This is a genomic window from Pedobacter roseus, from assembly GCF_014395225.1.
GTDB classification, from domain to species: domain Bacteria; phylum Bacteroidota; class Bacteroidia; order Sphingobacteriales; family Sphingobacteriaceae; genus Pedobacter; species Pedobacter roseus.
The window spans coordinates 2,559,908-2,585,822 of the sequence record NZ_CP060723.1 but is presented as its reverse complement, the minus strand read 5'-3'; the positions used below and the strand labels follow the sequence as shown (position 1 = coordinate 2,585,822).

The following is a 25,915-nucleotide window of genomic DNA, read 5'->3' as shown; positions in this document are numbered from 1 at the left end:
AAACCATTAGGTTCTACCGAAGAACGCCGTCAATCCCAAGAGCCGGGGAAATCAAAAAAACAGTTTCAGTTCAGATAAATTAGCACTAACAAACCTGAAACGCAGTGGTTTTGTGTTCATAAGCGATAATTTAATTTTAAAGAAAATATTGAACACAAAACGAAGTGCCCCTGTTTTTTTGATGAGCATTGGATAGCGCAAAAGGCTCATTGCCGGATTGACAAAGCGCTTTGGGTACTTTGGCGCTCCAAAGTACCATGCCCCCGCGGCAGAGAGCGGACGACGAATTCTTATATTTGTATCAACTAGCACAAAAATTTTTTATCTTCGATAGCTAATTACCTTTTACATCTTCTATCAAATGAAAGTCGTTTCCTTTTTACCCGCTGCCACCAAAATGATCTACGATATGGGCCTGCAAGAACACCTGCATGGCGTAACCTTCGAATGTCCAAAAGAAGCTGCCGATCAGCCAAAGGTGGTTCGTTGCATATTGGAGGGTAAAAATTATTCCAGTATCGAAATCGACCGTATATTTTCAGCTTCAAAAGCACAGGGCAAAAGTTTGTACTGGGTAGATGATGAGCTTTTAGAAAGTATTTTACCAGATATCGTTTTTACACAAGATATCTGCGAGGTTTGCAACATCGATACTGTTTGCACCGAAACTGCCGTAATGAAGCTTAGCAAGCAGCCTACGCTTGTTCCTCTATCACCAAATAACCTTCAGGATGTTTTTGAATGTGCCATTACCATTGCAAAAGCTTTAGGCAAAGAAGAAGTGGCCTTAAACTATCTTGCAGGCTTACAAAAGAAAACTGATTCTATTTTAGATCAACTCAGGGCAAACCGTGCACCTTTAAAACGGGTGATGCTGATGGAATGGATCGAACCGATTTACAACTGTGGTCATTGGATTCCTTTTCAAATTGCTGCTGCGGGTGGGGTAGATATGCTTTCCAATCCTGCCGGCGATTCTATTGTTACCCAATGGGATAAAATTTTGAAATACAATCCCGAGGTTCTGGTGATTGCTCCATGTGGTTTCGATAAGAAAAGAAGCCTGGAAGAAATGGAACTCTTAACCGCTAAACCTGGATGGGATAATTTAGAAGCCGTAAAAAATAATCAGGTTTACATTGCCGATTTTGATATGTTTACTCAGCCAAGTGTTGGCACTTTGGTAGAAGGAATCGAAGCTTTAGCCTGCATGTTCCATCCGGAAATTTTTAAAGCTGACGAAAATTTATCTAAAAAGTTTTTGAATTTTGCTACTGTAAATCAACTTCATTAGATGAAATACCTCTTTTTAATACTCACCTGTATTTTCTTTTATTCGTTTTGCCGCGCACAGGATAGAAAATATACAGATTCCGCAGTAGCAGAATATATAGATGCTTGTAAGTGTGTGTTGAAATCACATGATGGAAAAGCAACCGATTATAAACGTATTCGAAAAACGGATTTTTATAATTTCGCGAGGAAAATTTTATACATATCTTTTAAGAATACTGACACATCTAACCATACACCATATTTTAAAAACGGGTTGTTGAACGATGAAGTTATAAAAGAAAAACACTTGTTGTCAAGTCAGGAAACTGATTCATTGAATAAAACACTTTTTAATTATAAATATAAAGGCAATCCGATAAAGATTTTGGTTTTCGAATGTAAAACACCAGAGAATGCAATTGTTTATCTCGATGAGCATAATAATGTAATTGCCGCAATAAATATTTGTTTTTCTCAAACAGGATACTATACATGGGTAAATGACTTATATAATGGTACACACGGACCATCTTTATACGATACCTGTTTTGGGAAATACGAACTTCTTGCCAAACTTTTTAGATCTGCAGGAATTAAAAATATTAAATAATGAAATTAAAGCTGGTTGTATTAACAGGGGCAGGGATCAGTGCCGAAAGTGGGTTAAAAACATTTAGGGATGCCGATGGATTATGGGAAGGTTACAATGTTTACGATGTGGCTACCCCGAAGCCTGGGAAAAAGATCCGGAACTGGTTCAAAAATTTTATAATGAGCGAAGAAAACAGGTTTTAGCTGCCCAGCCTAATCAGGCCCATCAATTACTGGCTGAACTCGAAAAAGATTTCGACGTGGAGATCATCACCCAAAATATAGACGACCTGCACGAAAGGGCAGGATCTACGAAAGTTACCCATCTTCATGGCGTAATTACCAGATCGCAGTCCGATTTACGGCCTGATTTAACCTATCCCATCGAAGGTACGGAAATAAAAACGGGCGATTTATGTGAATTGGGATCTCAGCTCAGGCCTCATGTAGTATGGTTTGGCGAAGCCGTGCCGATGATCGAGGTGGCTGCACTAATTTGTAAACAGGCCGATATATTTGTGCTGATTGGGACTTCGTTAGCTGTTTACCCTGCTGCAGGTTTAATCGATTTTGTCCCCTCCGTCGTCGATAAATACATCATCGATCCCCGCATACCAGATGTTAAACGGTATAAAAATGTGATCAATATTGAGAAAAATGCCGTTGAAGGCGTAGCCGAACTAAAAGTAATCTTGTCCAATGGCAGATAAAAAAATCTGTATTTTTAACTGGAGCGGCGGTAAAGACAGTACTTTGGCACTTCATTATGCTTTACAGGATCCTACTATTGAAATCCGTTACCTCATTACCACGGTTACTGAAAAATATAACCGCGTTTCCATGCATGGTGTTAGAGAAGCTTTGTTAATTAAACAGGCAGAAAGCATTGGCATTCCATTGTATCAAATCCGCCTGGGTGAAATGCCAGATGTGGAAAGTTACGATAGTACGATGAAAATGCATCTGTCTAAATTTAAAGAAGAAGGTATCACTCATTCTATTTTTGGTGATATTTTTTTGGAAGACCTCCGTCAGTACCGGGAAAATAAACTGGCTGAGATAGGTCTTCAGGCAATTTTTCCTTTATGGCAAAAAGATACAAAGAATCTGATCAAAGAATTCTTAAACCTGCGCTATAAAACCATCATTGTCTGTGTACAACAAAATCTCCAAAACATTTGTGGAAAAGTAATCAGTATAGATTTAATCAGCAAACTTCCTGCAGATATCGACCCCTGTGGTGAAAATGGAGAATTTCATACTTTCGCTTTTGAAGGTCCTATTTTCAAGAATAAAATACCATTCACCATCGGAGAGCAGGTATTCCGCACCTATAATGCACCTGCCAAAACAACACCGGATGATAATTCACCATGTTCATCTACAGCACTTTCAGGCTTCTGGTATATCGATTTATTACCATAATTTTTCATTTTCAAAACTTTTTGGCATCATTTTTTCTTTAGTACATGTAATTAACTAAATCACACATCCCAAATGAAACCTGTTTAGCGAGGTTAGGTAGCTGAACAAGCGTCATGAAAAAATTAAATGTTATGAAAAAGATATTGGTAGTAATCGCATTAAGTTCATCTGTTTTGTTTGCTTGTAACAATAAAGCAAAAGAGGAAGCCGCATTAAAACAACAACAGGCAGAAAAACAACTGGCTATTAAAGCTGTAAAAGATAGTTTGAGGTTAGACAGCTTTAATAAAGCTGCTGCTGCAAAAGTGGAGCAGGAAAAAGAGGCTAAACATCAGGCAGAATTAATAGCAGCCAGAAAGGCGGGAGCAGCGTCGTCTAGATCATCAAGATCGTATGCAAGCTCTGGTGGTAGTTCAAGTGCTGCTTATGGTGGTACGCAACCAACAGCTAAGAAAAAAGGCTGGAGTGATGCCGCTAAAGGTGCAGTAATCGGTGGTGTTGGTGGTGCCGTTGGTGGTGCTTTAATCGATAAGAAAAAAGGTAGAGGTGCTATCATTGGTGGATTAGTTGGAGCTGGTGGCGGTTATTTAATCGGTAGAGGCGAAGACAGAAAATCTGGCCGTGTGCAACCAAAAAACTAATAAGTTTTAATTAAAATATTAAAGTCCCGGTTTATATCGGGACTTTTTTTATGCCCAATAAAAAAGGTTTAATATATTTACGAAAAAAGTTCCCATGACAGAAACCGCAGATAAAGGCCAGATCCAACACTTTGTAATGTTTTGGTTAAAGCCACAACTTACTAAGGCTGAAATAGCAGACTTTGCTAATTTTTTCGAAAGTTTAAAGCTAATTAAATATATCAAAACCTTAAATTATGGTTTAGCTGCCAGTACACCGGTACGTCCTGTTACCGATAATTCATTTACCTATTCGCTTACCATTACTTTTGCGAACATTGCAGATCATAACGCTTACCAGGAAGATAAAACACATTTGGACGCGGTAGAAAAATTCTCTCAAAACTGGTACAGGGTAGTGGTGCACGATACGGTAATTTCTGTTTAAAGCTCAATTTGTTATTTAGAATAACCAGGCTAGGTTTTTGATGATATATTGCGATTGCAAGCCGAGAGGAGTCGTTATTCCCAACCCGATAGCTATCGGGTTGGGAATCGCAATGCAAGCATTTAAGATTCCCGCATGCGTGGGATCCGATAGCTATCGGATGACGGCCTTACTACAGGATTCAACATCCTAAATCTCCATCTTCACCCTAAAATTACTAAACCTCCCATTTATTTGGCTAAATTAAGTGCCGAAATTATATTTTGTGAAGTAATTTAAATATCAATATATCAATTACTTATCTTTATTTACCTTAATGATAGGTACCAATTTAGGGTTGATTTAACGTCAAAAAAACCTGTAAATTCAGAATATAATTTTGAATACGTTTTTAATGTACTGTAAATCAGTATATTAAGTTGATTATTTCTAATATTGATGTCTGTTATACGCTGCTGTAAAGTCAGTACGCATAATTTTAAACTTAGAGATGACAGTCTGGATAAATTCTTCATCTAAAATTTCGAACACATCATTTACGCCTCCTCCACTCAGGTCAAGCTCAGCCAATTTATAACTTTGCTCAAAAGTACCCTGTTCAAACTTGATGATAAATTTCTGATTCATTGAAAAAATGGTAATCTTACATTCCGGGTGTGGAAGCTCCGCTACTACTCTCATGTTTTAATTTTAAATTTTAATTATATTATATTGATTTCAACGCCATTTAATGAGCCCCAGCTATCGATAATTCCGAAACGGGCAAACAGCTCTTCTTTATACCATTGGCGTTCTCTGGTAAGTTTGATCACATCTGAATGATCGTGTGATTGATAAGCATAAGCTTTCATGCTTTCCGCATCTTCCCATATCGAAAAAGTGGCCTGATCAAAAAATGGATTTTCGCCAATGCCAGCTGAAAGGATAAAACCAGGAGCACTCCTCATAGCATCCGCTGCCCTTTTTACATTGTGCCTAAACTCTTTTAACTTTTTAAACCTGATGGCTGCCCTGGTAATCACGGCAATTTTACCGCTATGGTTTTGATCTGTTTTTTGCACCTTAAATGGTTCTTTTGCTGACCATAAGCCATGGCTGGATAAAGGCTTAAGTAAGATCGTAAAACTTTCAATGCCAAAGATATTAAACCATTTCATTGCGAATGATTCATGATAGAAGGTGTCATAATCTTCCCGGTTATCCCAGGTAGTCAATATGGCCCAGTGTTTATAATCAGGGGCAAGGTCTACCTGTGCATCCCGGCCGCTGCCCATCAGTTTCCAAAACCTGCAGCTTTTGTTTAGCCATAATGGGATCCGGAGAATTGCCATCCCGATAAAGGCAAAAGGGATGGTAAAGCCACGGAATTTCGTAATGGTTAATGCTACAATCATAAATTAGTAGTTGATTTGTCAAAACTAAGGAATTTAAAGATAGCTTATCGTTCAAATTTTCGTCATTAAAACCAAAGTATCTGTACATCTCACAAATCATGATTAACTTTGAATTACACAAAAAATAAAATGGCAGAAGATTTAGTTATTACCAGGGATACTTCGAAAAAAGAACAATATCAATCCATTATTCCTCAGATTGAAGCTTTGTTGTATGGCGAAACAGATTTTATCGCTAACCTGGCAAACGTTGCTGCAGCACTTAAAGAGCAGTTTGGTTGGTTTTGGGTAGGTTTCTATCTGGTTAAACAGGATGAGCTTGTCCTTGGTCCTTTTCAGGGTCCGGTGGCCTGTACAAGAATTAAAAAAGGGAAAGGGGTTTGTGGTGCTTCCTGGGCTGAAGCTCAAACCATCATCGTTCCTGATGTGGATGAGTTTCCGGGGCATATAGCCTGTGCATCAGCTTCGAAGTCTGAGATCGTTCTTCCTTTAATTGTTGCTGGTGAGGTAATTGGAGTACTTGATGTAGATAGTGAGGTGCTGAATAAATTTGATGAAACAGATGAGTTTTATTTAGAGCAGGTTATCACTATTTTATTAAACAGATAATTCATATAAAATATTGAAATTAGACCCTGGATATTACCTGAATGAAGATGTAGTTGGTCTGGCCAAAGATTTGCTAGGTAAGGTTTTGTACACTAAAATCGGCGATGAAATCACTGCTGGTATCATTGTAGAAACAGAAGCCTATTTCGGGGTAAAAGATAAAGCGTCTCATGCTTATGGCGGTCGCCGAACTAATCGCACAGAAACCATGTATGGCGCTGGTGGCATTGCTTATGTTTACCTCTGTTATGGCATGCATCATCTTTTTAATGTAGTTACTTCAACAGAAAATGATCCGCATGCAGTTTTGATTAGGGGAATCGAGCCTTTGGTGGGTATTGAGATTATGGAAGAACGGAGAAACATGCCTCATACAAAAGGGGCTATTTCGGCTGGACCCGGATCTGCGGCAAAAGCATTGGGGATCAACAAAACCTTTAATGCAAAAAATCTTTCTGGTGATGATATCTGGATCGAAGATCATGGTATAAAATATAATGAAAATGATATTGCTGCTACACCCCGTGTGGGTATTGCCTATGCAAAAGAGCATGCCTTGCTGCCCTGGCGGTTCTTCGTAAAAGGTAATAAATATGTAAGTAAACCAAATAAGATTTAATTCATGCAAACCTTTTAGGCTGCTTCCTGTTTTTCTTTCATAATACTAAAAATCATGAAAAACGAGAAAAATATAGCAATCCTTAAAGAAATGGCAGAAAGTGTAAGAACTTGTATGTTTACTACATTTTCTTCGGGAGACGAATTTGGAAGCAGACCAATGGGGACTGCAAAAATAGAAGATGATGGCAGTTTGTGGTTTTACACCAATGAGTATTCGCCTAAATCAAAAGAGATTTCAAAAGAAAATAATGTGCTGCTGGCTTATAGCGATCCTTCTAAAAATACTTATTTAACGGTTAAAGGTAAAGCAGAGCTTGTGGATGACAAAGTGCGCAAAGAAGCTTATTTCTCGCCCTTTGTTAAAGCCTGGTTTCCTGATGGTATTGAAGATCCGAGATTAATTCTGATCAAAGTTACACCAGAAGAAGCTGAATACTGGGATGCATCATCTTCAAAAATCGTGGTGCTGTTCAGCATGTTAAAAGCGGTAGTAACTGGTGATACGCCGGATTTAGGTAAGCACGACACCATAAAATTTTAACAAAATAAAATAATGAGAAAGCAGGATTGGAAACAATGCCTGCTTTTTTTGTAATATTGGGGCAATGAATTTCGAAAACTCCCTTTCATTTGCCAAAACACAAGATGATGCTGATCAGCTTCATCAGTTTAGGTCTCAATTTTTATTTCCAAACCATAACGGGAAAGATTTTATTTACCTGTGTGGTAATTCTTTAGGGCTTCAACCTAAAGTGGCGTCTGAGGTGTTAAAACGTCAATTGGATAACTGGGCCAACTATGCTGTTGAAGGCTGGTTTGATGGTAATGAACCCTGGATGTTCTATCATAAAGAACTCAAAAAATTAATGGCGCCAATTGTTGGTGCGTCACCGGCTGAAGTTTGCCCCATGAATACCCTCACCGTTAACCTGCACCTGCTTATGGTGAGTTTTTACCAACCCAAAGGCAAGCGTTTTAAAATCATTATGGAGGGTGGTGCATTTCCATCTGATCAGTATGCGATAGAAAGTCAGGTGAGGTTTCATGGCTTTGATCCAAAAGAAGCGATTATAGAGGTTTTTCCCCGTGAAGGTAAAGAAGTGCTTCGGACAGAGGATATCGTTGCTCAGATCAAAGAAAATGCTGATCAAATTGCATTGGTAATGTTCGGTGGAATTAATTATTATACCGGGCAATGGTACGATATGGAAACCATTACCAAAGCCGGTCATGAAATAGGAGCCATTGTAGGCTGGGATCTGGCGCATGCAGCGGGGAATGTTCCGGTTAAACTTCATGATTGGGAGGTAGATTTTGCTTGCTGGTGTTCTTATAAATACCAAAATTCAGGCCCTGGAGGCATTAGCGGGATTTTCGTACATGAGAAACATTTTAACAATACCAGTTTAAACCGTTTTGCAGGCTGGTGGGGTTATCAGGAAAGTAAGCGCTTTAAAATGGAAAAAGGTTTTGTTCCTGAAGCAGGAGCTGATGGGTGGCAGATAAGCTGTACGCAGGTAATGCCAATGGCTTTGTTTCACGCATCTCTTCAGATTTTTGAGCAGGCAGGTTTTATTGAACCTCTAAGAAAGAAAAGTATTACTTTAACTCAGTACCTTGAATTTATTGTAAATGAAGTAAATAAGGATTTAGGTTTTGAGCAATTTAAAATTATAACACCCAAAAACCCTGATGATAGAGGCGCTCAGTTATCCATCATTGCCGAGCGCAATGGTAAGCAGATTTTTGATGGTTTAATGGCTAATCATGTACTCGGCGACTGGCGCGAACCTGATGTAATCCGTTTAAGTGCCGTGCCGCTCTATAATTCTTATGAGGATGTTTACCTGGCCGGACAGGTGTTATTAAAAGTGAGTAGAGATATTTTAATTAGCCGGTAATAAGAAATGATCAACTACAACCCTAAAAACTGGAGTACCTTCATTTTTCATATCCATAAAAGCGATACTTTTAGAAAATTGTGGCCTTTAATGCTTTCAATAGCTATTTTCTCAGGTTTAGTTGCTTTTGCCGAACTGAATTTTTTTCAGCTTTCTAAAAGTAGTTATGTAACGAATGTAGGCATGATGCACAGCTTACTGGGTTTCGTTTTATCCTTGTTGTTAGTTTTCAGAACGAATACGGCATACGACAGGTGGTGGGAAGGCAGAAAACTGCTCGGATCATTAACCAATGTGAGCCGTAACCTGGCCATGAAAATTAAAGCACTTAAACTTCCCGAGGAGGATGTGCGTTTTTTCGAATATGGCATTCCTAAATATGCTTTTGGCTTGAAGGAGCACTTGCGCGAAAAATTATATTTCGGTAAAAATAGTCTTTTGATTGAGGTTGAAGAGGGTAAACATATCCCAAACCAGATTGCTGGCAGTTTAATCAAGAGGTTTTACGGTTTACTGGAAAAGGGTTTGATTTCGCAGGAACAGTTTATTGTGTTATCTGGCGATTTTAATCAGTTTACCGATATCTGCGGTGCCTGCGAAAGAATTAAAAATACACCGATTCCATTTTCTTATAGCGCTTTTATCAAAAAATTTATCTTCATTTATGTAGTCACTTTGCCTTTTGGCTGGGTGTTCAGTTTAGGTTATTTTGTGGTGCCGATCGTACCCTTTATCCTCTATGTATTAGCGAGTTTGGAGCTGATAGCTGAAGAAATAGAGAATCCATTTGGTTATGATGCAAATGATCTTCCGGTAGATCAGATCTGCACCAATATTGAAAAACATGTGGGGGAGATTTTAGGTTAATGATCAAAATTGCCTGGCACCCGATTTACGCACATCCTTTACCAGAGGGACACCGGTTTCCTATGTTGAAATATGAGCTGATTCCCGAACAGCTTTTGCACGAAGGAACCATTGAGCAGGATAACTTATTTAGTCCCGAGCCACTGAGTGAAAAAATTGTCCTGTTAACGCACCAAAAAGCTTATTGGGAGCAGTTAAGGGATTTAACGCTTTCTGGCAAAGATCAGCGGCGTATTGGCTTCCCTTTGGATGCACAGCTTGTAGAGCGAGAACTGAGGATTGCACAAGGCACAATTGATGGCGCTTATTTCGCCATGGATAATGGAATTGCATTTAATGTGGCCGGAGGAACGCATCATGCAGGCAGCAATTGGGGTGAAGGGTTTTGTATGTTGAATGATCAGGCTATTGCAGCTAACTATTTATTAAATAATAATTTAGCTAAACGTATCTTAATTATTGATTTAGATGTACATCAGGGGAATGGTACGGCAGAAATCTTTCAGCATGAACCCAGGGTATTTACTTTTTCGATGCACGGCGATAAAAATTTCCCTTTCAGAAAAGAAATTTCGAGTCTGGATGTGCCACTTGATGATGGCGTACAGGATGAAGCCTATTTATCAATATTAAATGGTAATCTCAAAATGGCATTCGAAAGTGCTAAACCTGATTTTGTGTTTTACCTTTCGGGCGTAGATGTGCTTTCAACGGATAAACTGGGTAAACTGGCATTGAGCAAGGCCGCTTGTAAAGAACGCGATAGAATGGTGCTGCAGGCCTGTAAAGATAAAAACCTGCCTTTACAGGTCAGTATGGGCGGGGGCTATTCGACGGATATTAAGGACATTGTTGATGCACATTGCAATACTTATCGATTGGCTTTTGATTTATTTGCATAAGCCGTCCCTCAAAAAACATAATATCCTTATCTTCGCGGCAATATGTTGGAGATTATTTACCAGGACGAGAATTTAATTGCAATTAACAAGCCACACGGCCTTTTGGTTCATCAATCTTCAATTGCCAGAGATGCGACCGAATTTGCTCTACAGATGCTGAGGGATCAGGTGGGCAAACATGTTAGTCCGGTACATAGGTTAGATCGCAAAACCAGCGGTATCTTATTGTTTGCTTTTGATAAACCTTCTGAAATTGCTATGCATCAGCAGTTTATGAATGCAGAAACTGATAAGAAATATTTAGCGATATTACGAGGTTTTACACCTGATGTGATGGATATTGATTATCCCCTTGCAAAAGAAAACGGAACCATGCAGGATGCCTTTACCTCATTCAGAACGCTTCAAAAAGCAGAGGTAGAAGTAGCTTTTGGTAAACATCCAACTTCCCGGTACTCATTGGTAGAAGCTACTCCTAAAACCGGAAGAATGCACCAATTGAGGCGTCATTTCAGTCATATTCTTCATCCGATTATTGGAGATCGCACGCACGGTTGCAACAAACAGAATAAATTTTTCAAAGAGCAATGGGAGATGACGACCATGTTGCTGCACGCTTCTGAACTGGAATTTATTCACCCTGTTACTCAAGAAAAAATACATTTAAAAGCCGGTTTACACGACGAATTTAAAAGGGTAATGGATTTCATGAAAATGAAGCACTAACACAATTTTTGTCATTAAAATCTGTTTATATAGCATCTATGATTAAATACCTACGATTTACACTCCCAGTTTTAGCGCTTTTTGCAGCCAGTTGTTCTTCTGTTTATATGCCAAACGTTCCAAATACGCCAATGTTAAGTAAACAGGGCGAATTTAGCGGAGGCGCTCACATTTCATTAAAAGGTAATGCCAGTGTGAATGGTGCTTACGCCGTTTCAGACCATGTTGGTTTATTGTTTAGTGGTTCCAGAATGAACAGCGAAAGAAAAACAAAAGATTTTGGGCATAAATTAATTGAGATCGGTGGTGGTTACTTTGATACTTTCGGACCTGATAATAACCGGATTATAGAAATTTATGCTGGCGTAGGTAAGGGTTGGAGTGATATTACTTTCCGCGATTTCAAAAATGACGTGCTGATCAGTAATGAGGTTCAGGATGTAGATTACCGAAAAACATTTTTACAGGTAAACTACAGTTCTAAAAAGAAAAATAACCTGCGTTTATTTGGAACTGATTTCCCGATCAATTATGGTACTGCATTGCGAATCAGTCATGTAAAAATGGACCGGTTCTTTTTAAATGGTGTAGTACAGCCTAAAGAAGATAATATTTTCTTTGAGCCTGTGTTTTTTACACGTATGGCGCTTAGCAAAACTTTCCAGCTACAATATACCACCAGTAGTAATATTGGCTTAAAGAGCCGCAAATACATGTCTGCGGGCAACTCTATCTTTACTGTTGGTGTAGTGGTAAATGTTGGCGGGAAATAATTTCTGACTAATTTTCTTTATACGAAGGATAAATTTTATTTTGCAACAAAGCCTTCAACAATAAAGATCTATGCTTAAATTCTTAAGGGCAATTCTGCCAATTTTGTTTCTATCGCAAATTGCGATGGCCCAGTCTGATTATGTGGTATTGAATACAGGAGATACAATTCATTGTAATTTTCAAAGAGGAAAAAAAGGCATGCTGATGTTTAACCCGATTGCTGGAGGAATAATGAGGCCAGTTATTGCGGATAGTATCAGCGCATATTTTCTAAAAAAAGATAAATCTGTTTTTATTGCTAAAAAATTGCCAGGAGAAGATAAAAAAAAGTTTTTAGCAGCCTTAGAACAAGGAAGAATTGACCTTTACCAATTAGCTCAAACTTATAAAACAGCTGGTTTCTCTATTTCCGGCATGCCTGGTTCTAGTTATGGGGCGGCCACTGTAGGGAGTTTTGATCTGTACGCAAAAAAAATAAATACAGATAGCTTGTACACTATCAAAACAAATACAATATTCAATAAAACTTCAGCTAAACAAAGGAAGGAAGCGTTTAATACCTTAATCGGCGATGATAAAGATTTATTGGATTTCTTTTTGGCAAAGGAGGAATTTAGTGTAGAAGTGATTAGAAATACGATTATGCTCTACAATAAACGCAATCCTGTTAAACAATAGCAGAATCACGGTTTAACTTCTTTGTTTTATTCTGAAACCTTAAAAACAATAAGATAGAGGCTGTTAACAAACCGAGGGTTAATCCATACCAGATTCCATTAACACCCAGACCAAAATAAAATCCCAATAAATATCCCACTGGGATTCCAACTACCCAATAGGCTAAAAATGTGATAAAAGTTGGAATGTTTACATCACCAATGCCACGCAATACACCTAAACCCACCACTTGTGTACCATCGAACAATTGGAAAAAGCCTGCAATAATTAATAGTTGTGCGGCAATAGGGATTACTGCTGCATCTTCGGTATAAATAAAAGGCATGATGTTGTTGGCCAGTACGAAAATAATGGCTGTAAACGACATAAAGAGTAAAATAACATGGTAACTCGCAATTGCTGATTTTCGTAAATCGTCGAAATTATTCTTACCAAAGTTGTTTCCGGTTTTAATTGTTGCTGCAGAAGCTACACCACTGGCAATCATGTAGGTCATGGCAGCCAAACTGATTGCAATCTGATGCGCGGCCTGTTCTACTGCACCAATGGTGCCGATTAATACAGCAGCACCGCTAAAAGCGCTGATCTCGAAAGAATATTGCATGGCAACCGGCATTCCGATCTTCGCAATTTTAATGGCCCTTAATTTGTCGAAAAATGTAGCCTTGAAACTGATCAGATACTTTTTAAAGTGTTGTGAACGCAACACATAAAAAGACATTACAGTCGCCATCAGGATCCTGTCGATCAAAGTGCTTAAACCAACGCCGCTAACACCCATTGATTTAAAGCCGAATATGCCTTTAACAAAAATAATCCCTAAAATAATGTTCAGGGCATTTCCCCAGATAGAAACGAACATGGCTTGTTTGGTAAACCCAAGACCTTCTGCAAATTGTTTAAAAGTTTGAAAAACCAATAATGGGATAATGGATACTGATAAAAGGTTGAGGTAAGGTTTTGCATAACGCACCACTTCCGGAGTTTGCTCGAGGTGATCGATTACGAAAAATATTCCCAATTGCACCAATATGTATAATAATATCCCAACACAGATATTGATGATTAAACTGTTTGATAAGAGTTTTCCGCATTCATCATAATTCTGACGACCGTTTTCCTGGGCAATCAATGGGGTTAAACCATAAGAAATGCCCAAACCGATCACTAAAATGAGCATAAATATGCTGTTAACCAGCGAAACAGCCGCTAATTGAATGGTATCGGTAAAATGACCAACAATAATACTATCGGTCATGTGCACCAATGTATGACCTACCTGAGAGCCTACAATCGGCAGTGCCAAATGAAGATTTTCTTTGTAGTATGGTTTATACCTGGTGTAAATTTTAGAAAACATAGTCTGCAAAGGTCGCGTTTTTAAAGCTCAAAAAATAGAGATGTAGAAAAGTTAATGTACAATTCCCCGAGTTATCGTCATTTCGAGCGTAGTGCAACGGAGCCGAGAAATCTACAGAATTAAATCTTTCTCCCGAACTTCCCGGATTGCACTTCATCCGATAGCTATCGGGTTGATTGGGAATTTTAATGCAATAAGCCTAAAGATTAAGATTCCCGCCTGCGCGGGAATGACGACTGCTTTAATGGAGCGCTATTATAGTCATATTTTAACTACCTCACCGCTGTAAAATACTCTTCCTTTTCGGTAGTATGCGATTTAATCACATTGGTTAAAATTAAATTAACCAAAACCTTTTGGGCTTTCCGATAAGAACTTCGCAGCAGCTTGCTAAATTCTTTCAGGGTTATTTTATCATTCTGCTCCAGGTATTCGAGCAGCTTTTTTTCGTTTTCAGAATAGGAGATAAGCACACCATTGCTTTTATATTCCTGTTTCAATACTTCAACAATGATGCGGCTGGCGAGCACACATTTATCATCAATGCGGATGTAGGCCCACCATTTTTTCTGGTCATCAAGTGCGTAATGGGGTTTGGTATCGCTTTCAGGAATATTTACTACTAAAACCAGTTTATCATCGACATAAATTTCTTCAAAATGTGGTTCGATAGCAGGTTTACAAAACTGGTGTGCAGAAGTTAAAATCATGTATTTTTCTTCTTCTTCCGATTTTACGCCTTTAATCGAGCCATCATCGGCTACGCCTATCAATAACTTACCACCTTTATTATTGGCAAAAGCAACTAAACTTTTGGCAATTTTTTCGGTACTGGTAATGGTTTTCTTAAAATCGAGCATCACACCCTCGCCCTGCAAAATTAAACTCTTAATACTCGGCATAATCTAAAAATTAGTAAGCAACCCTCGGCGTTTCGCCCTGGTGCAGGTTTCGGATATATACTTCATTCATCACGGTAGCACACAACTCTCCATTTTTGTTGGTAATTTCCATTGGATAGGCTTTTACAAATTTCCCAACGGTTTTTAAAGCATGCTCAGCCTCATTCAGCATTTCGTCAGTTACCGTTATGGTAAAATATAAGGTAGAGCGGCCTGGTTTTAAATATTGTATAGAGGCACTTTTTAGCCAAACACGCACTTTAAATCCGCGCCTTTGCATCAATTGATCAAACAATAAGGCATAAAAAGGATCGGTTGCGGCATAAATAGTTCCTCCAAAAATAGAGCCATTATAATTTTTATTCAGGAAACTCTTACTTAGTTTGACCGTACAGCTTCTAAATTCATTTTCAAATTTCTGAACCCAAATGCGCTGAAAAAACAAAGGCGGGTAAAAGCGCATTACCCATTTCAGGGTGTTTTGAGAAATAATCATATTTACTAATATCAGAAAGTTTTATCACCTTTTAAAGTTTTGTCGATGTTGTTTTAGTAATATTTCCGTAATTTAGGTTATGCATGTTTACGATACGATTAGCGGCGCTTTAACAGATTTAGATAGTCGCGGTTACAATTTGGATTTCAATTTAACACCTGATGGTTTGGAGTGCAAATCAATTGATCTGTTCCTGATGCCTGAAGAATTTGAAATTGAGGAAGTTTACCGTTTTGAAGGGATGACCGATCCTGCCGATAGCGCCGTTGTATATGCCATCTCATCAAATGTTGGAAATTTAAAAGGGGTTTTGGTGGATGGCTATGGTGTATATGCCGAAAATGTATCGCCAGAGCTCTTGAATAAATTAAAAATCCATCACGAATAGTGATTATTCTTTTTTGTAATGGCTTAATATTCAAAGTTATTCATTAAAAAACAACCGGTTTGAAGAAAAAAAATAAAACCAAATGATGATAAGGTTGTTAGGATGATAGATAACAATAAAAACTATGAAAAAAATGATTTTAAGTCTTGCTTTTGCAGGTTCTCTTATGATAGCCACATCAGCATGCAATTCGTCAAAAAATATGGCTGGTTCTTCAGACAGTACTAAGATGGATTCGACAACTACGGCACCAATGGATACAACATCTAAAAAGATGCCAGACACGACAACAAAAATGCCACCTGACACCACAAAAAAGAATCCTCCTATGTAGGATCTTAAAAGCCACTCTGACACAGAGTGGCTTTTATTTTTAAAAATCTATTTTAAATATTTGTGTTATTGCGTACTTTCAGCGTTTAAACCAAATAATTAAATGGATCATCAAGCAAAAACCAACAGCCGTAATGTAATTTTCTTAGTTATTGTAGCCGCTCTGGGCTATTTCGTTGACATTTACGATCTTGTTTTATTCTCCGTTGTACGTCTTAAAAGCTTTACTGATATAGGTGTTTCTGCTGAACACATGCGTACCGAAGGGGAGTATGTAATTAATATGCAGATGTTCGGTTTGTTGCTTGGAGGATTGCTTTGGGGCATTATAGGCGATAAATTTGGTCGGATTAAAGTGTTGTTTGGCTCTATCTTAATGTATTCGTTGGCCAATATAGCCAATGGTTTTGCAACTGATGTGCACACTTATGCCATTATCAGGTTTATAGCGGGCATTGGCCTGGCTGGAGAACTTGGAGCCGGAATTACTTTGGTTACCGAAACCATGGATAAAGAAAAACGTGGATACGGAACCATGGTTGTGGCGGGTATCGGATTATTGGGTGCAGCGGCTGCAGCTACGATTGGAAAACATTTTACCTGGCAAACTTCTTATTTTGTGGGTGGCGGAATGGGACTGTTGCTGTTACTTTTACGTGTTGGTACTTTCGAATCGGGAATGTTCAAACATGCTGAACAAAGCTCTGAAGTTTCGAAAGGCAATTTCTTTATGCTTTTTTCGAATAGAAAGCGATTTTTAAAATATCTGGCTTGTATCTGTTTAGGGCTTCCGCTTTGGTTCATTGTAGGGATTTTGGTTACCCAATCGCCAGAGATTGGAAAAGCACTTGGTGCAAAGGAACTGCTTAACGCGGGTACGGGCATTATGTATACCTATTTTGGTATCGCCATTGGCGATGTAGTTTGCGGCTTTTTGGCGCAGGTATTAAAGTCCCGCAGAAAAACAGTTCTTATTTTTCAAAGTCTTTCGGTAATTACAGTAATTGTGTATTTAACCAGTACAGGCTTAACCGAAAGCAGTTTTATTCTGATCTGTTTATTTATGGGTTTTGCAGTTGGCTATTGGGCAACATTTGTAACCATCGCCGCCGAACAATTCGGTACAAATATCAGGTCTACTGTAACTACAACAGCGCCAAATTTTGTCCGTGGTGCTTTAATTCCTATAACCTTAGTTTTCGAGTTTTTTGTTCACCGTTACAATATAGTTTCGGCCGGATTTATCGTAATGGGGATTGTAACGATAATTGCGATGGTTTCGGTGGTTTATTTAAAAGAAAGCTTTAACAAGGACCTTAATTATTTAGAAAATTAGCGTTTGATTAGACTCCGGACTAACAGCAATGTCAATAAAATGTACTATCTAAACATAAATCAATATAGCTGCTTTAATAGGCTTAAATTTGTATGGAAATAGAAAAGGCCGTCATGTTTAAAGAAGAAGTAGCAGAGCGATATAAGCAAATTCAGGATGAAATTTGCCGTGGATTGGAAATTGCCGATGGCAAAGGAAAATTTGAAGAGGAACTTTGGGAGAGAAGCGGTGGGGGAGGCGGCCGTACCCGGATTATGCAAAATGGTGCGGTTATTGAAAAAGGTGGGGTTAATTTTTCTGCAGTACATGGCAAATTGCCCGAAGCTGTAAAAAAAGCTTTTAACGTTACCGAAGATGATTTTTTCGCAACCGGCGTTTCTATTGTGATCCATCCAAATCATCCTTTGGTGCCAATCATCCACATGAATATCCGTTATTTCGAATTAAATGAAGAAACCCGCTGGTTTGGTGGTGGTATCGATTTAACGCCGCATTATGTGTTCGAAAACGATGCCCGTTTTTTTCACCATAAATTAAAACAGGCCTGTGATGATTTCAGTACTGATTTTTACCCGAAATTTAAAACTCACGCCGATGATTATTTTTTCATTAAACACCGTGAAGAAACCCGTGGCATTGGTGGTATTTTTTATGACAGATTAAAGCCTGAGAATACCAATTTATCGTGGGAGCAGATTTTAGATTTCTCTGCGAATGTTGGCGAAACATTTTTACCGATTTATACTGAATTGATTGATCGAAACCGCGATAAAGAATTTACCGAAGCACACAAAGAATGGCAATACCAACGCCGTAGTCGTTATGTAGAGTTTAACCTGGTTTACGATTCGGGCACAAAATTCGGACTGGAAACCAACGGACGAATTGAATCTATTTTGATGAGTTTGCCACCTCAGGCGAACTGGGGTTATAATGTGCAACCTGAAGTTAATTCAGAAGAATATAAGACGGTGCAACTACTTAAAAAAGGAATTAACTGGGTTTAAATGACTGAATTAAGCGAATTCGAGCTATTGTTGCTTAAAACGATAATTAATGATAATTCAGATAAATTTAATTATTTGCATGCGCATTTAGAATTTATAAGAATTGAAACTACGAGGCTAACAGGTACAGGTTTGTATATAAATTTTGGGTACCTAAAAGACTTTGAAGAAGAAGAATTTGCAAATGGTTTACTTAGTGCTGAACCCAAGCTAACTAATCCGAGGCTGAAAAAAGAATTAACGTATTGCCTGGATATTACAAATGGTAAAATAGATTTTTTAGAAATTTTAACAAACGAAAAAGAAATTTGGGACGGTAATTTGGATTATTGCAGTTTGAACTAAATTGGATTTAATTTTCTCCTAGAATTTTTTTTCCAATCAAAAAGTAAATCAAAGAACCAAAAAATGGCAAAAACAACACCACATTTGTCCACATCCATTTTTGCCTTCTTTTACTATACGGAAATTTTGAGATCTCTAATATGACATAAATGTTTACCAACATGATGAGCATTACGATAATAGCGAGGATTGTTAAATATGCGTTCATACGTAAATATAGCAAATTCTAAAACAAAGTTAATGGTGTTGATACCTCGTGAAAACCAGCTTTTAATTTGCCAATCCTGAAATCGTTGACAATGTTGTGCACCATACGGGTTGGTTCAGGAATGCGGTAATTACCTATGCAATTTTTAAGTATTTTAAGACTCTGATCTGCAGTAATTAAATTACCTGCAGATACATACACCGGCGCGCAGTTTATTTTTGTTCTGAGCGCAAAGCCGAGCAGTTCATTAGCGTTATTTTTAATTTCTGAAGTCATCGACTTTATATTCTCCGGAATATGATTTTTTCCATGTAAAAGACTCTTGGCACAGCCAATTGTAGGTTGATTTGCCAGAATTCCAAAATGCGAAGCAACACCCATTCGGCGTGGATGCAAAATTCCGTTGCCATCCAGCACCACAACATCTGGTTTATCCCTGATCAGCTCCCATACCTTTAACAATGCAGGAACTTCTTTAAAGCCGAGGAAACCTGGCTTGTAAGGGAAATTGGTTTCATAGGTTTCTAAAGCGAAGGATTTCAAAACCATACCCGGATACGTGAGTATAACAATTCCGGCATACATGGTTGAGCTGTTTTTATTGAAAGATATATCAGCGCCTGCAATCGTTTCAATTTTATTCAGAGGCTGAAACTTTAATTGTTTGGCAAGTTCAATCTGATAAGCAGCAGCATCTTCAAAGCTGTAGTGGTCGTACATGTTTGTAGTGTGCGAAACAAATTGTGACAACTGTCTAAAACGAAAAGTGATAGGTCTAAATATATTTTCTTCCATATCCAAAGCATTTAAGGCTATTTTAATCATCAGTTTATATAAAAAGTGTCTAAAACAAAATGTGATGAATTGATAATTTGAAATGTTAATAAAACAATTGATGATAGGGGATTTAAGTTTATAAGTTCGACTCTACTTGTAATTGGAAAACAATCTTAATAAGTTCCTGCTTTCTGTCATCTATATTTTATTGCAGGCTTTTTCACGATTTTAAAATTTAAAGGGTTATGTGTTTTTATGTTAGTATCCTTTCAATCTCACTCTTCCATTTTACGAAACCATCCGCTGGTTCAGTATAATCATGATAGACCCGGCTGAATGAATCTTCTTCTATGATTAGGTATGCTGTCCTACCTTTAGATTTGATGAGGTTGATTATATCCTCCATTTGTTTTAATGTTGATTTTAAAACATCAGGGGCTTTTTCAATGCTCCAGATATAGGTTGCTTCTGCCGTGTTAAGCGTTTCCCAAACAATATGGTAGTTCATTTCGCCTTGAATCAAAAAGAAGAATGAAAAAGGGTTCTGGGTAAACCGGAGCTTCATCACCTCAGTGGCGTGTTTACTAGATAAATACCTCAAATGTTTGTAGTGCTTGGTAGCAGAGACATTTAAAAGGTCTTCCAGGAAATTATTGTCATTGATATAAAAGGTACCTGGTTTTAGTTTATTGTCGGTAAAAGCATCGAAATATTCCTCCATCGTAAACAGATTCTTGTCAACGTTTATGGCTGTTTTTTTCTTAGCTGCCCTGAGGAAATCAAATTTTACATTTTCGATCAATTCCCTGTTGATCTTGTCTATTTCTGGTGATGTGGCAAATTTGGATATGATCTCGTTGTCAGATAGTTCTGCCGTGGCAGTGACTTGGATTTTTTTTGTTTTGAGGACATTTGCAAAATAGTTCTTTATCGCGTCAAATTCTTCCCTGATATCCTCATTTAAAATGGTGAACTGGGAGGGCTTGTTTTGTCCTTGAATGGTGAGATTAAATGATACACCGCCGGAAATGAAATGTACATTTTTTAGCGCAATAAAAAAAGTTTCCGTAAAAGTCCGTTTTTGGTGTGGCCGTACAAATAGTTCTACTCCGGGATAATGTGTTACCCTGTTTGTTGGAATATACCTAGGATGATAAAACGAACTTTGCCTTCCACCTGACAAGGTTTCTAGAAGTCCTCCGGTATCAATACTTTTGAATGTTACTGTTTTCAAGGTATTGAGGATGCCAGAAATTTCTTTCTGGTTACTTTCAAATTCCGTTTCCCCGGTATGATAGGATAATACCTCACAGAATATTTTACGCTCGTGCTCAAAATATCTTTTCACTATGAACGTCCAGTATGCCGGGGATTTAAAACCTTTCTTGGCGATCTCAGGTAGTCCGATCTGTTCAAAGGTCATTGGACGGTCTGGTGTCAAATATGCTTTATCGTGGTTAAATAATATCTTTAGTTCCTGTCCGTCCATTGTTTAGTGTTTTTTTGATTTAGCCGGTTCTTAAATATATGGACTTTTAGCGAGAATGGATACCAATTAGCTCGATGGCCAGTATTGCAGAAATAATTAATGTTCTGTTAGAGAGAACAGTCCATTTGTAATAAGTTCTATTACCGCGTGTATCTCCATATCTATCTCCGTTGTCGAGCCCGTGTGATAAACAATTAAAAAATCTTTAGCAATAATCCTTAAAAAACATTTACCATCCTGATCTTTCAAGCCGAACGTAGCGTTTTTGACGTCGTCATTTACATTGTCCCTTACCATGACAATTCCACCCATTTGACGGGTGAATTGAAACACGAATGCTAGCGACCCATCTCCAGTGACTAAATCACCATCTAATAACTCTTTATAATAGTCTATATCTTCCATTTATGATGCATTTATTAACTCATTTTTCTACATGGTCTTTCGCCATCTCAATAATCTTTTCTGCATAGTCCTGTTCATGATAAATGGATTTATCCTGCAGGCCAATATTAATCCATGAAATAAAATCCCGGTAGCGTGGATGAGAAAATTTCGCCAACTTTGTATGCAAAGACCTGCCTATGTTTTTCTCAAGCTTTGCTAACCACTTCTCTTCAGCCTGATATGAGATATCCAGGCTTTTTCTGTAGGTATTTAACTTCCAGAGGTCAGAAATAGACATCGCTATCAATTCAATTATGGCGTTCTGATCGATAAGTGGGAGGGAGACACCCGGTAGTAACTCAATCGTCTGCTCTTCAACTGCGACTGGGAGTGGCATGTAATTTGAAATATCGCCTTCTTTTTCATCCATGATTTTATCGAGCTCGATTAGCATTTCTTTTTGTACTCGGAAAGCCCCTTTTGCAGTTCCATTTACGACATTTACAATCGTAAAGAAATCAGCAGGAAAATGGCTCAACGGGCTAATATACATCAGTAACAACCTGATATTTTCAGGGTCACTGAGATCACCGCCTTCTACACCAAAAGTGACATAGGTTAGGGTATGGGTTTCCCTGAAACTGCTAGGCAGATAGAATTTAAATTTACCCGTTTTTTCGATCTCCGTAAATAAACGCCTAAAACTGCCCATTATAAGACTCTGGCTTTCCTCCCACCATGCTGCAATAGCTTTTCTGCCTACTGCAACGGGTTTCTGCAGATGCAGCGGATGTTCCAGTACATAAACTATTCCATGGTAAAGCCTCTGATATGCCTCAAGTTCTTTTGAAATCAGTTCTGAAGTTTCAAAGTAAACATGTGAGCCCTCTTCGATTGTTGCAAAAGCTGCCTGCATTTTCTTTAGATCCAAAAATACCTCCTTAAAATTAATCAGGACAAGTTTTTTCTTGTGTGCATCATCGGAAAGGAAAAGATTCGGAATCTGAACCCAGACATTGCTCATAGGTGAAAACCATTTGTCGATAATGCGCTGTTCTGTAGTGAATTTAGCAAGTTGACCTACGGATCGATTGAAATTTGGATATTTTTCCCTGGTTGCATAGCGGTTGGACAAGTCTTTTGTTGCCAGGTCAATTTTCTTGCCATGAGCCATTGCCTTTTCCCCTTTGCCTTCAAATATCAGATCGATATACTTGTTGGTGTCCATAACAAAATCAAGATTCGTCTTACGCAATTCCAATAACTGGGCCTGCCATTCAAAAGCAGAAGATGCCTGATAATTGGAGGATATTACCGAAATCCATATTTTGTTGAGATGGACATCGAAAGCATTACCAATGTTTTGTGGAGGCATTGTCTTATGGGCGTTATCCCTCGAATACTTGACAATTTCAAGATTCGGGTAGGGCAGTATTTCTACATCGGTACAATAACATTCATATCCTGGCAGAATTTGTGAAATGTCGGTAATCCGCTTAACGCTCAGGTTGTTGGCCTCACCAACATCCTCATGGGATAGTATATAATTAATGTGCAGGTTATTGCCATTTTCATAAATTCGGATACTATCTGTTTTGACCTTTAACAGGCTCATGATAGTTCCCCTATGCTCGGAAACAAATTTTTTGTAAGCATCCGGCATGCGGAGCTGCAGGAATGCAAACAGGTCTTTGGAATCCTCAAGATCATTTTGTTCCAGATAGGCCAGTAGCTCCAGGTTATCGTAAGACCACTCGAAATCAAAGTCAACTTCCAATAGATCAAACCAGCGCACAAGAAACTCGATTCCTTTGACCGAATCCGGTATTTTTTTTCGCTTATGGAGCGACTTTCCAAGCTGCTGGGCAAAATGGTAAACGTCGGTATCCTTGATACTGAAACCACCAAGTTTTTTTCTACGCTCCGCAAAGGCCTTGAATGCAGGAGCCATATCTTCGCTTAGAGAATCGGCAAGGTCTTCGATAACATTGACTTTAGAAAAAGGTGTACTTTCAATAATAAATATTTCGATTCCGCCCGCTTTTAGTGCTCCATCAAAAACCTCCATATTATCTAGCCAGTAACGTTGCGGCTCGCCGTGAATAATTCCATCCATTGCAGTTACCATTTCTGACCAGTTGCCATCAGCCAGTTTTTGCGCAAATGAAGTATAGAAATCATTCTTTTCATCCTCGGTAAGCAAGAGTTGCGTATTCGCAAAGAATTCGTGATGCTGGTTCTTCTGGAGGATATCATAAAGCCTGATTAGGCTCGGGAGCGTACCGCTATGCCGGTTGAGCAGTTCGTTCAGATATTTGGAGCGGACAGGATGAAGGCCCACAATATACTGCGAAGAAAAACTGATGAAATATTCATTTTCCAGAAAATTAAGCACGATTTCCCGGTCCGTATCAAAACCAATTTCCTTTTTGATATAATCAAGAAGGCTTTCGGTCCTGATTGATAACTGCAACAGATCGGACAAGGCAACCAGCCGGAGAATTTCCAGTTTTGCAGCGGCAGAGTTATCTAAGGAGATCGTATTGAGTTGATAGCGTAGCCTATCCTCAATCATTTGTCCACTGGTAAGCAACACTGTATATTCGATCAAAAGCCCGTCGCGATGTACGCTTTCCCAGGCTGGTTCCCAGGAAATTACGCTCGGATTAATCTTTCCCCTGGCCTTCAATTGTAGAAATATGTCATGTGCTTCACTTTGGGTAAGAAAAATATCAATGATCTGGATACCCAACCTAGAGACGTCTGCTCCATAGCGTTGCCAGTCTTCATACCTGCTGGTAACCATAAATTTTACTGGGAGTCCGGCTGTTCTTTCCGCTAAGGTGCCCCATTCTTTTGTCTGTATATTCAAACCATCCAATATGATCAGCGGTATTGTTCCTAAACATACCCTTGAAGCGATAAATTCGGTAAGTGAATTGACCTCTTCCATATTCCTGCAGGTGTTTAGCTGGTATATGGTATATTCCTCACGAGAATTGAATCCGACCTGCCAGGCAATTGTAGATTTACCCTGTCCGCTCGAGGAACGAATAACAGTAATGTCGTTTGCTTTTAGGCTCTCCCAAACCAGTTTTTCCCATTTCTTCCTCCTTGCAGGTAAGTTATTGGCAATGTGGGCAGGCCTACAGGCTTTACCGTCAAAATAGCCCTCCAGGTTTGCGGTTTTGTTAAGACTATAGTCAATCAGGGAAATCCATTCGTGCTTTATCGCCAGATTGCTTGGTGCTTTTGAAAAGCTGTCTGTAATTTCCGTAAAAAGTACAGACAAATCTTCATTTATGATTACCTTCCTATCGATGGACCAATCGAAAATGTGATAGAACAGTGTCCGGAGAAAAATAGCTTCTGTGCCTTTGTTGATTTTCCAAGTACCTAGTAAAAGCGATGAGATATCTTTGTATAATCCTTCTATATCTTTTCGTTCAAAGGTAATTGCATTAAGAAAGTCGCTGGAGGAGTATGATCCATAGTTATTGATAGATTTTAACCTGTCTTCCCAATAACGGAAAGTTGTTTCATCAAGACGATGGTCTGCCAATGCAGCGAGATGCCCCTGTGCAATGCCCATATTATGGACAAGTTTGAAACGACTGCTGGGGTCTGCAATAAATACTTCGAGAAAGTTCTGCAAAACACCCATTTCCCAAAAGGACGAAGCATTTAGCTTGTTTTGGGATGTTTTAAGCTGAATGTAGATGTTTTCATCGATGCTGAGCTTGGTTCCGTTCACATCGATATCCTCAATACCTTCGAGCCGTATTGATGACATGGTCTTGGAGCACGTCAGATGACTCAAGATGGTGTAGGCCGAATACAGCACCTGGAAATGTATCCCGCGGAGATTTATTGCTCCACCTATCCGTTTTGCTGCAATCTGTTCAAGATATTTGGCAGCATCCTGAGGTACATGGGAATTGTTTTTCATCTTGCTTATTCTTTTTTTGTTAGAGAGGATTGGTTACAACTAGTGTTGTCCAGTGAGATTTTTACCGTTGTAATTTATCTGTTTTTATTACAAATTTAGCTCGTTAG

31 protein-coding genes are annotated in these 25,915 nt (G+C 38.6%); 20 read left to right on the top strand and 11 right to left on the bottom strand.

Annotated elements, in window-relative coordinates:
* Positions 1–361 precede the first annotated feature (361 nt).
* The 7 genes from H9L23_RS10805 (at position 362) to H9L23_RS10780 (ending at position 4,359) form a co-directional block, all read left to right on the top strand.
* The gene (locus H9L23_RS10805; protein ID WP_187594964.1) at positions 362–1,294 is read left to right on the top strand and encodes an ABC transporter substrate-binding protein; all 933 of its coding nucleotides are present in this window, start codon (positions 362–364) and stop codon (positions 1,292–1,294) included.
* Positions 1,295–1,885 (top strand): hypothetical protein, encoded by a 591-nt coding sequence (locus tag H9L23_RS10800; RefSeq protein WP_187594963.1) that lies wholly within the window; start codon positions 1,295–1,297, stop codon positions 1,883–1,885.
* A complete protein-coding gene (locus tag H9L23_RS26965) occupies positions 1,885–2,070 on the top strand; it encodes a Sir2 family NAD-dependent protein deacetylase (protein WP_317175294.1) in 186 nt (61 codons plus the stop codon). Before H9L23_RS10800 ends, H9L23_RS26965 begins: the two co-directional genes overlap by 1 nt.
* Positions 2,028–2,576, top strand: a complete 549-nt coding sequence (locus H9L23_RS10795; protein ID WP_317175299.1) for an SIR2 family NAD-dependent protein deacylase — start codon at positions 2,028–2,030, stop codon at positions 2,574–2,576. Before H9L23_RS26965 ends, H9L23_RS10795 begins: the two co-directional genes overlap by 43 nt.
* Positions 2,566–3,291: a Dph6-related ATP pyrophosphatase gene (locus H9L23_RS10790; protein WP_187594962.1), complete on the top strand. Its 726-nt coding sequence runs from the start codon at positions 2,566–2,568 to the stop codon at positions 3,289–3,291. The genes H9L23_RS10795 and H9L23_RS10790 overlap by 11 nt, the downstream gene beginning before the upstream one ends.
* 131 nt (positions 3,292–3,422) lie before the next feature.
* The gene (locus tag H9L23_RS10785; protein WP_187594961.1) at positions 3,423–3,932 is read left to right on the top strand and encodes a YMGG-like glycine zipper-containing protein; all 510 of its coding nucleotides are present in this window, start codon (positions 3,423–3,425) and stop codon (positions 3,930–3,932) included.
* A gap of 94 nt (positions 3,933–4,026) precedes the next feature.
* Positions 4,027–4,359, top strand: coding sequence for a Dabb family protein (locus tag H9L23_RS10780; RefSeq protein ID WP_187594960.1), 333 nt, complete (start codon positions 4,027–4,029; stop codon positions 4,357–4,359).
* Positions 4,360–4,788: 429 nt separating this feature from the next.
* Here the strand turns inward: H9L23_RS10780 and H9L23_RS10775 are convergent, their stop codons facing one another.
* The gene (locus tag H9L23_RS10775) at positions 4,789–5,040 is read right to left on the bottom strand and encodes a hypothetical protein (RefSeq protein WP_187594959.1); all 252 of its coding nucleotides are present in this window, start codon (positions 5,038–5,040) and stop codon (positions 4,789–4,791) included.
* A gap of 20 nt (positions 5,041–5,060) precedes the next feature.
* Positions 5,061–5,753 carry a DUF3291 domain-containing protein gene (locus H9L23_RS10770; RefSeq protein WP_187594958.1) on the bottom strand — a complete coding sequence of 231 codons (693 nt, stop codon included), beginning with the start codon at positions 5,751–5,753 and terminating at the stop codon, positions 5,061–5,063.
* 129 nt (positions 5,754–5,882) lie between these two features.
* Between H9L23_RS10770 and H9L23_RS10765 the strand changes: the two genes are divergently transcribed.
* The 9 genes from H9L23_RS10765 to H9L23_RS10725 all read left to right on the top strand — a co-directional run bounded on the left by H9L23_RS10765 (position 5,883) and on the right by H9L23_RS10725 (position 12,831).
* A complete protein-coding gene (locus H9L23_RS10765) occupies positions 5,883–6,362 on the top strand; it encodes a GAF domain-containing protein (RefSeq protein WP_187594957.1) in 480 nt (159 codons plus the stop codon).
* Positions 6,363–6,375: 13 nt separating this feature from the next.
* Positions 6,376–6,981, top strand: coding sequence for a DNA-3-methyladenine glycosylase (locus H9L23_RS10760; RefSeq protein WP_187594956.1), 606 nt, complete (start codon positions 6,376–6,378; stop codon positions 6,979–6,981).
* A 54-nt stretch (positions 6,982–7,035) separates the two neighbouring features.
* Positions 7,036–7,524 (top strand): pyridoxamine 5'-phosphate oxidase family protein, encoded by a 489-nt coding sequence (locus H9L23_RS10755; RefSeq protein ID WP_025146202.1) that lies wholly within the window; start codon positions 7,036–7,038, stop codon positions 7,522–7,524.
* A gap of 64 nt (positions 7,525–7,588) precedes the next feature.
* A complete protein-coding gene (gene kynU, locus H9L23_RS10750; RefSeq protein ID WP_187594955.1) occupies positions 7,589–8,884 on the top strand; it encodes a kynureninase in 1,296 nt (431 codons plus the stop codon).
* Between the two features lie 6 nt (positions 8,885–8,890).
* Entirely contained in the window at positions 8,891–9,751 is an 861-nt protein-coding gene (locus tag H9L23_RS10745; RefSeq protein WP_187594954.1) for a bestrophin family protein, read from the top strand.
* Positions 9,751–10,653, top strand: coding sequence for a histone deacetylase family protein (locus tag H9L23_RS10740; protein WP_187594953.1), 903 nt, complete (start codon positions 9,751–9,753; stop codon positions 10,651–10,653). Before H9L23_RS10745 ends, H9L23_RS10740 begins: the two co-directional genes overlap by 1 nt.
* A 42-nt stretch (positions 10,654–10,695) precedes the next feature.
* The gene (locus tag H9L23_RS10735; protein ID WP_187594952.1) at positions 10,696–11,379 is read left to right on the top strand and encodes a pseudouridine synthase; all 684 of its coding nucleotides are present in this window, start codon (positions 10,696–10,698) and stop codon (positions 11,377–11,379) included.
* Between the two features lie 38 nt (positions 11,380–11,417).
* A complete protein-coding gene (locus H9L23_RS10730; protein ID WP_187594951.1) occupies positions 11,418–12,152 on the top strand; it encodes a hypothetical protein in 735 nt (244 codons plus the stop codon).
* 70 nt (positions 12,153–12,222) lie between these two features.
* On the top strand, positions 12,223–12,831 hold the full coding sequence (locus tag H9L23_RS10725) for a hypothetical protein (RefSeq protein WP_187594950.1): 609 nt from the start codon (positions 12,223–12,225) through the stop codon (positions 12,829–12,831).
* Here the strand turns inward: H9L23_RS10725 and H9L23_RS10720 are convergent.
* The 3 genes from H9L23_RS10720 to H9L23_RS10710 form a co-directional block, all read right to left on the bottom strand.
* Positions 12,821–14,191: an MATE family efflux transporter gene (locus H9L23_RS10720; RefSeq protein WP_187594949.1), complete on the bottom strand. Its 1,371-nt coding sequence runs from the start codon at positions 14,189–14,191 to the stop codon at positions 12,821–12,823. The genes H9L23_RS10725 and H9L23_RS10720 overlap by 11 nt on opposite strands.
* 272 nt (positions 14,192–14,463) lie before the next feature.
* Positions 14,464–15,093 carry an AlbA family DNA-binding domain-containing protein gene (locus tag H9L23_RS10715; RefSeq protein ID WP_187594948.1) on the bottom strand — a complete coding sequence of 210 codons (630 nt, stop codon included), beginning with the start codon at positions 15,091–15,093 and terminating at the stop codon, positions 14,464–14,466.
* A gap of 10 nt (positions 15,094–15,103) precedes the next feature.
* Positions 15,104–15,589, bottom strand: a complete 486-nt coding sequence (locus H9L23_RS10710) for a DUF4442 domain-containing protein (protein ID WP_187594947.1) — start codon at positions 15,587–15,589, stop codon at positions 15,104–15,106.
* 79 nt (positions 15,590–15,668) lie between these two features.
* On the opposite strand from H9L23_RS10710, the gene H9L23_RS10705 reads away from it, so the two are divergent.
* Positions 15,669–15,977 carry a phosphoribosylpyrophosphate synthetase gene (locus tag H9L23_RS10705; protein WP_187594946.1) on the top strand — a complete coding sequence of 103 codons (309 nt, stop codon included), beginning with the start codon at positions 15,669–15,671 and terminating at the stop codon, positions 15,975–15,977.
* A 36-nt stretch (positions 15,978–16,013) separates the two neighbouring features.
* On the opposite strand, the gene H9L23_RS10700 is transcribed toward H9L23_RS10705, so the two are convergent.
* On the bottom strand, positions 16,014–16,334 hold the full coding sequence (locus H9L23_RS10700) for a hypothetical protein (protein ID WP_187594945.1): 321 nt from the start codon (positions 16,332–16,334) through the stop codon (positions 16,014–16,016).
* 79 nt (positions 16,335–16,413) lie between these two features.
* Between H9L23_RS10700 and H9L23_RS10695 the strand changes: the two genes are divergently transcribed.
* From H9L23_RS10695 to H9L23_RS10685, 3 genes are all read left to right on the top strand, one after another.
* A complete protein-coding gene (locus tag H9L23_RS10695) occupies positions 16,414–17,646 on the top strand; it encodes an MFS transporter (RefSeq protein WP_187594944.1) in 1,233 nt (410 codons plus the stop codon).
* Between the two features lie 113 nt (positions 17,647–17,759).
* Complete coding sequence (gene hemF, locus H9L23_RS10690) at positions 17,760–18,653, top strand: oxygen-dependent coproporphyrinogen oxidase (RefSeq protein ID WP_187595464.1); 894 nt, start codon at positions 17,760–17,762, stop codon at positions 18,651–18,653.
* The gene (locus H9L23_RS10685) at positions 18,654–18,998 is read left to right on the top strand and encodes a hypothetical protein (RefSeq protein ID WP_187594943.1); all 345 of its coding nucleotides are present in this window, start codon (positions 18,654–18,656) and stop codon (positions 18,996–18,998) included. It begins immediately after the preceding gene.
* Positions 18,999–19,005: 7 nt separating this feature from the next.
* On the opposite strand, the gene H9L23_RS27075 is transcribed toward H9L23_RS10685, so the two are convergent.
* From H9L23_RS27075 to H9L23_RS10660, 5 genes are all read right to left on the bottom strand, one after another.
* Positions 19,006–19,161 (bottom strand): PLDc N-terminal domain-containing protein, encoded by a 156-nt coding sequence (locus H9L23_RS27075; RefSeq protein WP_394355258.1) that lies wholly within the window; start codon positions 19,159–19,161, stop codon positions 19,006–19,008.
* 63 nt (positions 19,162–19,224) lie between these two features.
* Positions 19,225–20,031: an endonuclease V gene (locus H9L23_RS10675; protein WP_246474911.1), complete on the bottom strand. Its 807-nt coding sequence runs from the start codon at positions 20,029–20,031 to the stop codon at positions 19,225–19,227.
* A 205-nt stretch (positions 20,032–20,236) separates the two neighbouring features.
* Positions 20,237–21,472, bottom strand: coding sequence for a hypothetical protein (locus H9L23_RS10670; RefSeq protein WP_187594941.1), 1,236 nt, complete (start codon positions 21,470–21,472; stop codon positions 20,237–20,239).
* 96 nt (positions 21,473–21,568) lie between these two features.
* Entirely contained in the window at positions 21,569–21,877 is a 309-nt protein-coding gene (locus H9L23_RS10665; protein WP_187594940.1) for a hypothetical protein, read from the bottom strand.
* 19 nt (positions 21,878–21,896) lie between these two features.
* The gene (locus H9L23_RS10660; protein WP_187594939.1) at positions 21,897–25,808 is read right to left on the bottom strand and encodes a hypothetical protein; all 3,912 of its coding nucleotides are present in this window, start codon (positions 25,806–25,808) and stop codon (positions 21,897–21,899) included.
* Between the last annotated feature and the right edge of the window lie 107 nt (positions 25,809–25,915).

Coding starts and splice junctions, on each gene's coding strand:
- H9L23_RS10725 (WP_187594950.1), top strand. CDS start 12,223: ATGCTTAAATTCTTAAGGGCAATTCTGCCAATTTTGTTTCTATCGCAA.
- H9L23_RS10770 (WP_187594958.1), bottom strand. CDS start 5,753: ATGATTGTAGCATTAACCATTACGAAATTCCGTGGCTTTACCATCCCT.
- H9L23_RS27075 (WP_394355258.1), bottom strand. CDS start 19,161: ATGTTGGTAAACATTTATGTCATATTAGAGATCTCAAAATTTCCGTAT.
- H9L23_RS10780 (WP_187594960.1), top strand. CDS start 4,027: ATGACAGAAACCGCAGATAAAGGCCAGATCCAACACTTTGTAATGTTT.
- H9L23_RS10730 (WP_187594951.1), top strand. CDS start 11,418: ATGATTAAATACCTACGATTTACACTCCCAGTTTTAGCGCTTTTTGCA.
- H9L23_RS10660 (WP_187594939.1), bottom strand. CDS start 25,808: ATGAAAAACAATTCCCATGTACCTCAGGATGCTGCCAAATATCTTGAA.
- H9L23_RS10735 (WP_187594952.1), top strand. CDS start 10,696: ATGTTGGAGATTATTTACCAGGACGAGAATTTAATTGCAATTAACAAG.
- H9L23_RS10710 (WP_187594947.1), bottom strand. CDS start 15,589: ATGATTATTTCTCAAAACACCCTGAAATGGGTAATGCGCTTTTACCCG.
- H9L23_RS10715 (WP_187594948.1), bottom strand. CDS start 15,093: ATGCCGAGTATTAAGAGTTTAATTTTGCAGGGCGAGGGTGTGATGCTC.
- kynU (WP_187594955.1), top strand. CDS start 7,589: ATGAATTTCGAAAACTCCCTTTCATTTGCCAAAACACAAGATGATGCT.
- H9L23_RS10790 (WP_187594962.1), top strand. CDS start 2,566: ATGGCAGATAAAAAAATCTGTATTTTTAACTGGAGCGGCGGTAAAGAC.
- H9L23_RS10720 (WP_187594949.1), bottom strand. CDS start 14,191: ATGTTTTCTAAAATTTACACCAGGTATAAACCATACTACAAAGAAAAT.
- H9L23_RS10705 (WP_187594946.1), top strand. CDS start 15,669: ATGCATGTTTACGATACGATTAGCGGCGCTTTAACAGATTTAGATAGT.
- H9L23_RS10765 (WP_187594957.1), top strand. CDS start 5,883: ATGGCAGAAGATTTAGTTATTACCAGGGATACTTCGAAAAAAGAACAA.
- H9L23_RS10785 (WP_187594961.1), top strand. CDS start 3,423: ATGAAAAAGATATTGGTAGTAATCGCATTAAGTTCATCTGTTTTGTTT.
- H9L23_RS10740 (WP_187594953.1), top strand. CDS start 9,751: ATGATCAAAATTGCCTGGCACCCGATTTACGCACATCCTTTACCAGAG.
- H9L23_RS10805 (WP_187594964.1), top strand. CDS start 362: ATGAAAGTCGTTTCCTTTTTACCCGCTGCCACCAAAATGATCTACGAT.
- H9L23_RS10665 (WP_187594940.1), bottom strand. CDS start 21,877: ATGGAAGATATAGACTATTATAAAGAGTTATTAGATGGTGATTTAGTC.
- H9L23_RS10755 (WP_025146202.1), top strand. CDS start 7,036: ATGAAAAACGAGAAAAATATAGCAATCCTTAAAGAAATGGCAGAAAGT.
- H9L23_RS26965 (WP_317175294.1), top strand. CDS start 1,885: ATGAAATTAAAGCTGGTTGTATTAACAGGGGCAGGGATCAGTGCCGAA.
- H9L23_RS10675 (WP_246474911.1), bottom strand. CDS start 20,031: ATGATTAAAATAGCCTTAAATGCTTTGGATATGGAAGAAAATATATTT.
- H9L23_RS10670 (WP_187594941.1), bottom strand. CDS start 21,472: ATGGACGGACAGGAACTAAAGATATTATTTAACCACGATAAAGCATAT.
- H9L23_RS10775 (WP_187594959.1), bottom strand. CDS start 5,040: ATGAGAGTAGTAGCGGAGCTTCCACACCCGGAATGTAAGATTACCATT.
- H9L23_RS10695 (WP_187594944.1), top strand. CDS start 16,414: ATGGATCATCAAGCAAAAACCAACAGCCGTAATGTAATTTTCTTAGTT.
- hemF (WP_187595464.1), top strand. CDS start 17,760: ATGTTTAAAGAAGAAGTAGCAGAGCGATATAAGCAAATTCAGGATGAA.
- H9L23_RS10745 (WP_187594954.1), top strand. CDS start 8,891: ATGATCAACTACAACCCTAAAAACTGGAGTACCTTCATTTTTCATATC.
- H9L23_RS10800 (WP_187594963.1), top strand. CDS start 1,295: ATGAAATACCTCTTTTTAATACTCACCTGTATTTTCTTTTATTCGTTT.
- H9L23_RS10685 (WP_187594943.1), top strand. CDS start 18,654: ATGACTGAATTAAGCGAATTCGAGCTATTGTTGCTTAAAACGATAATT.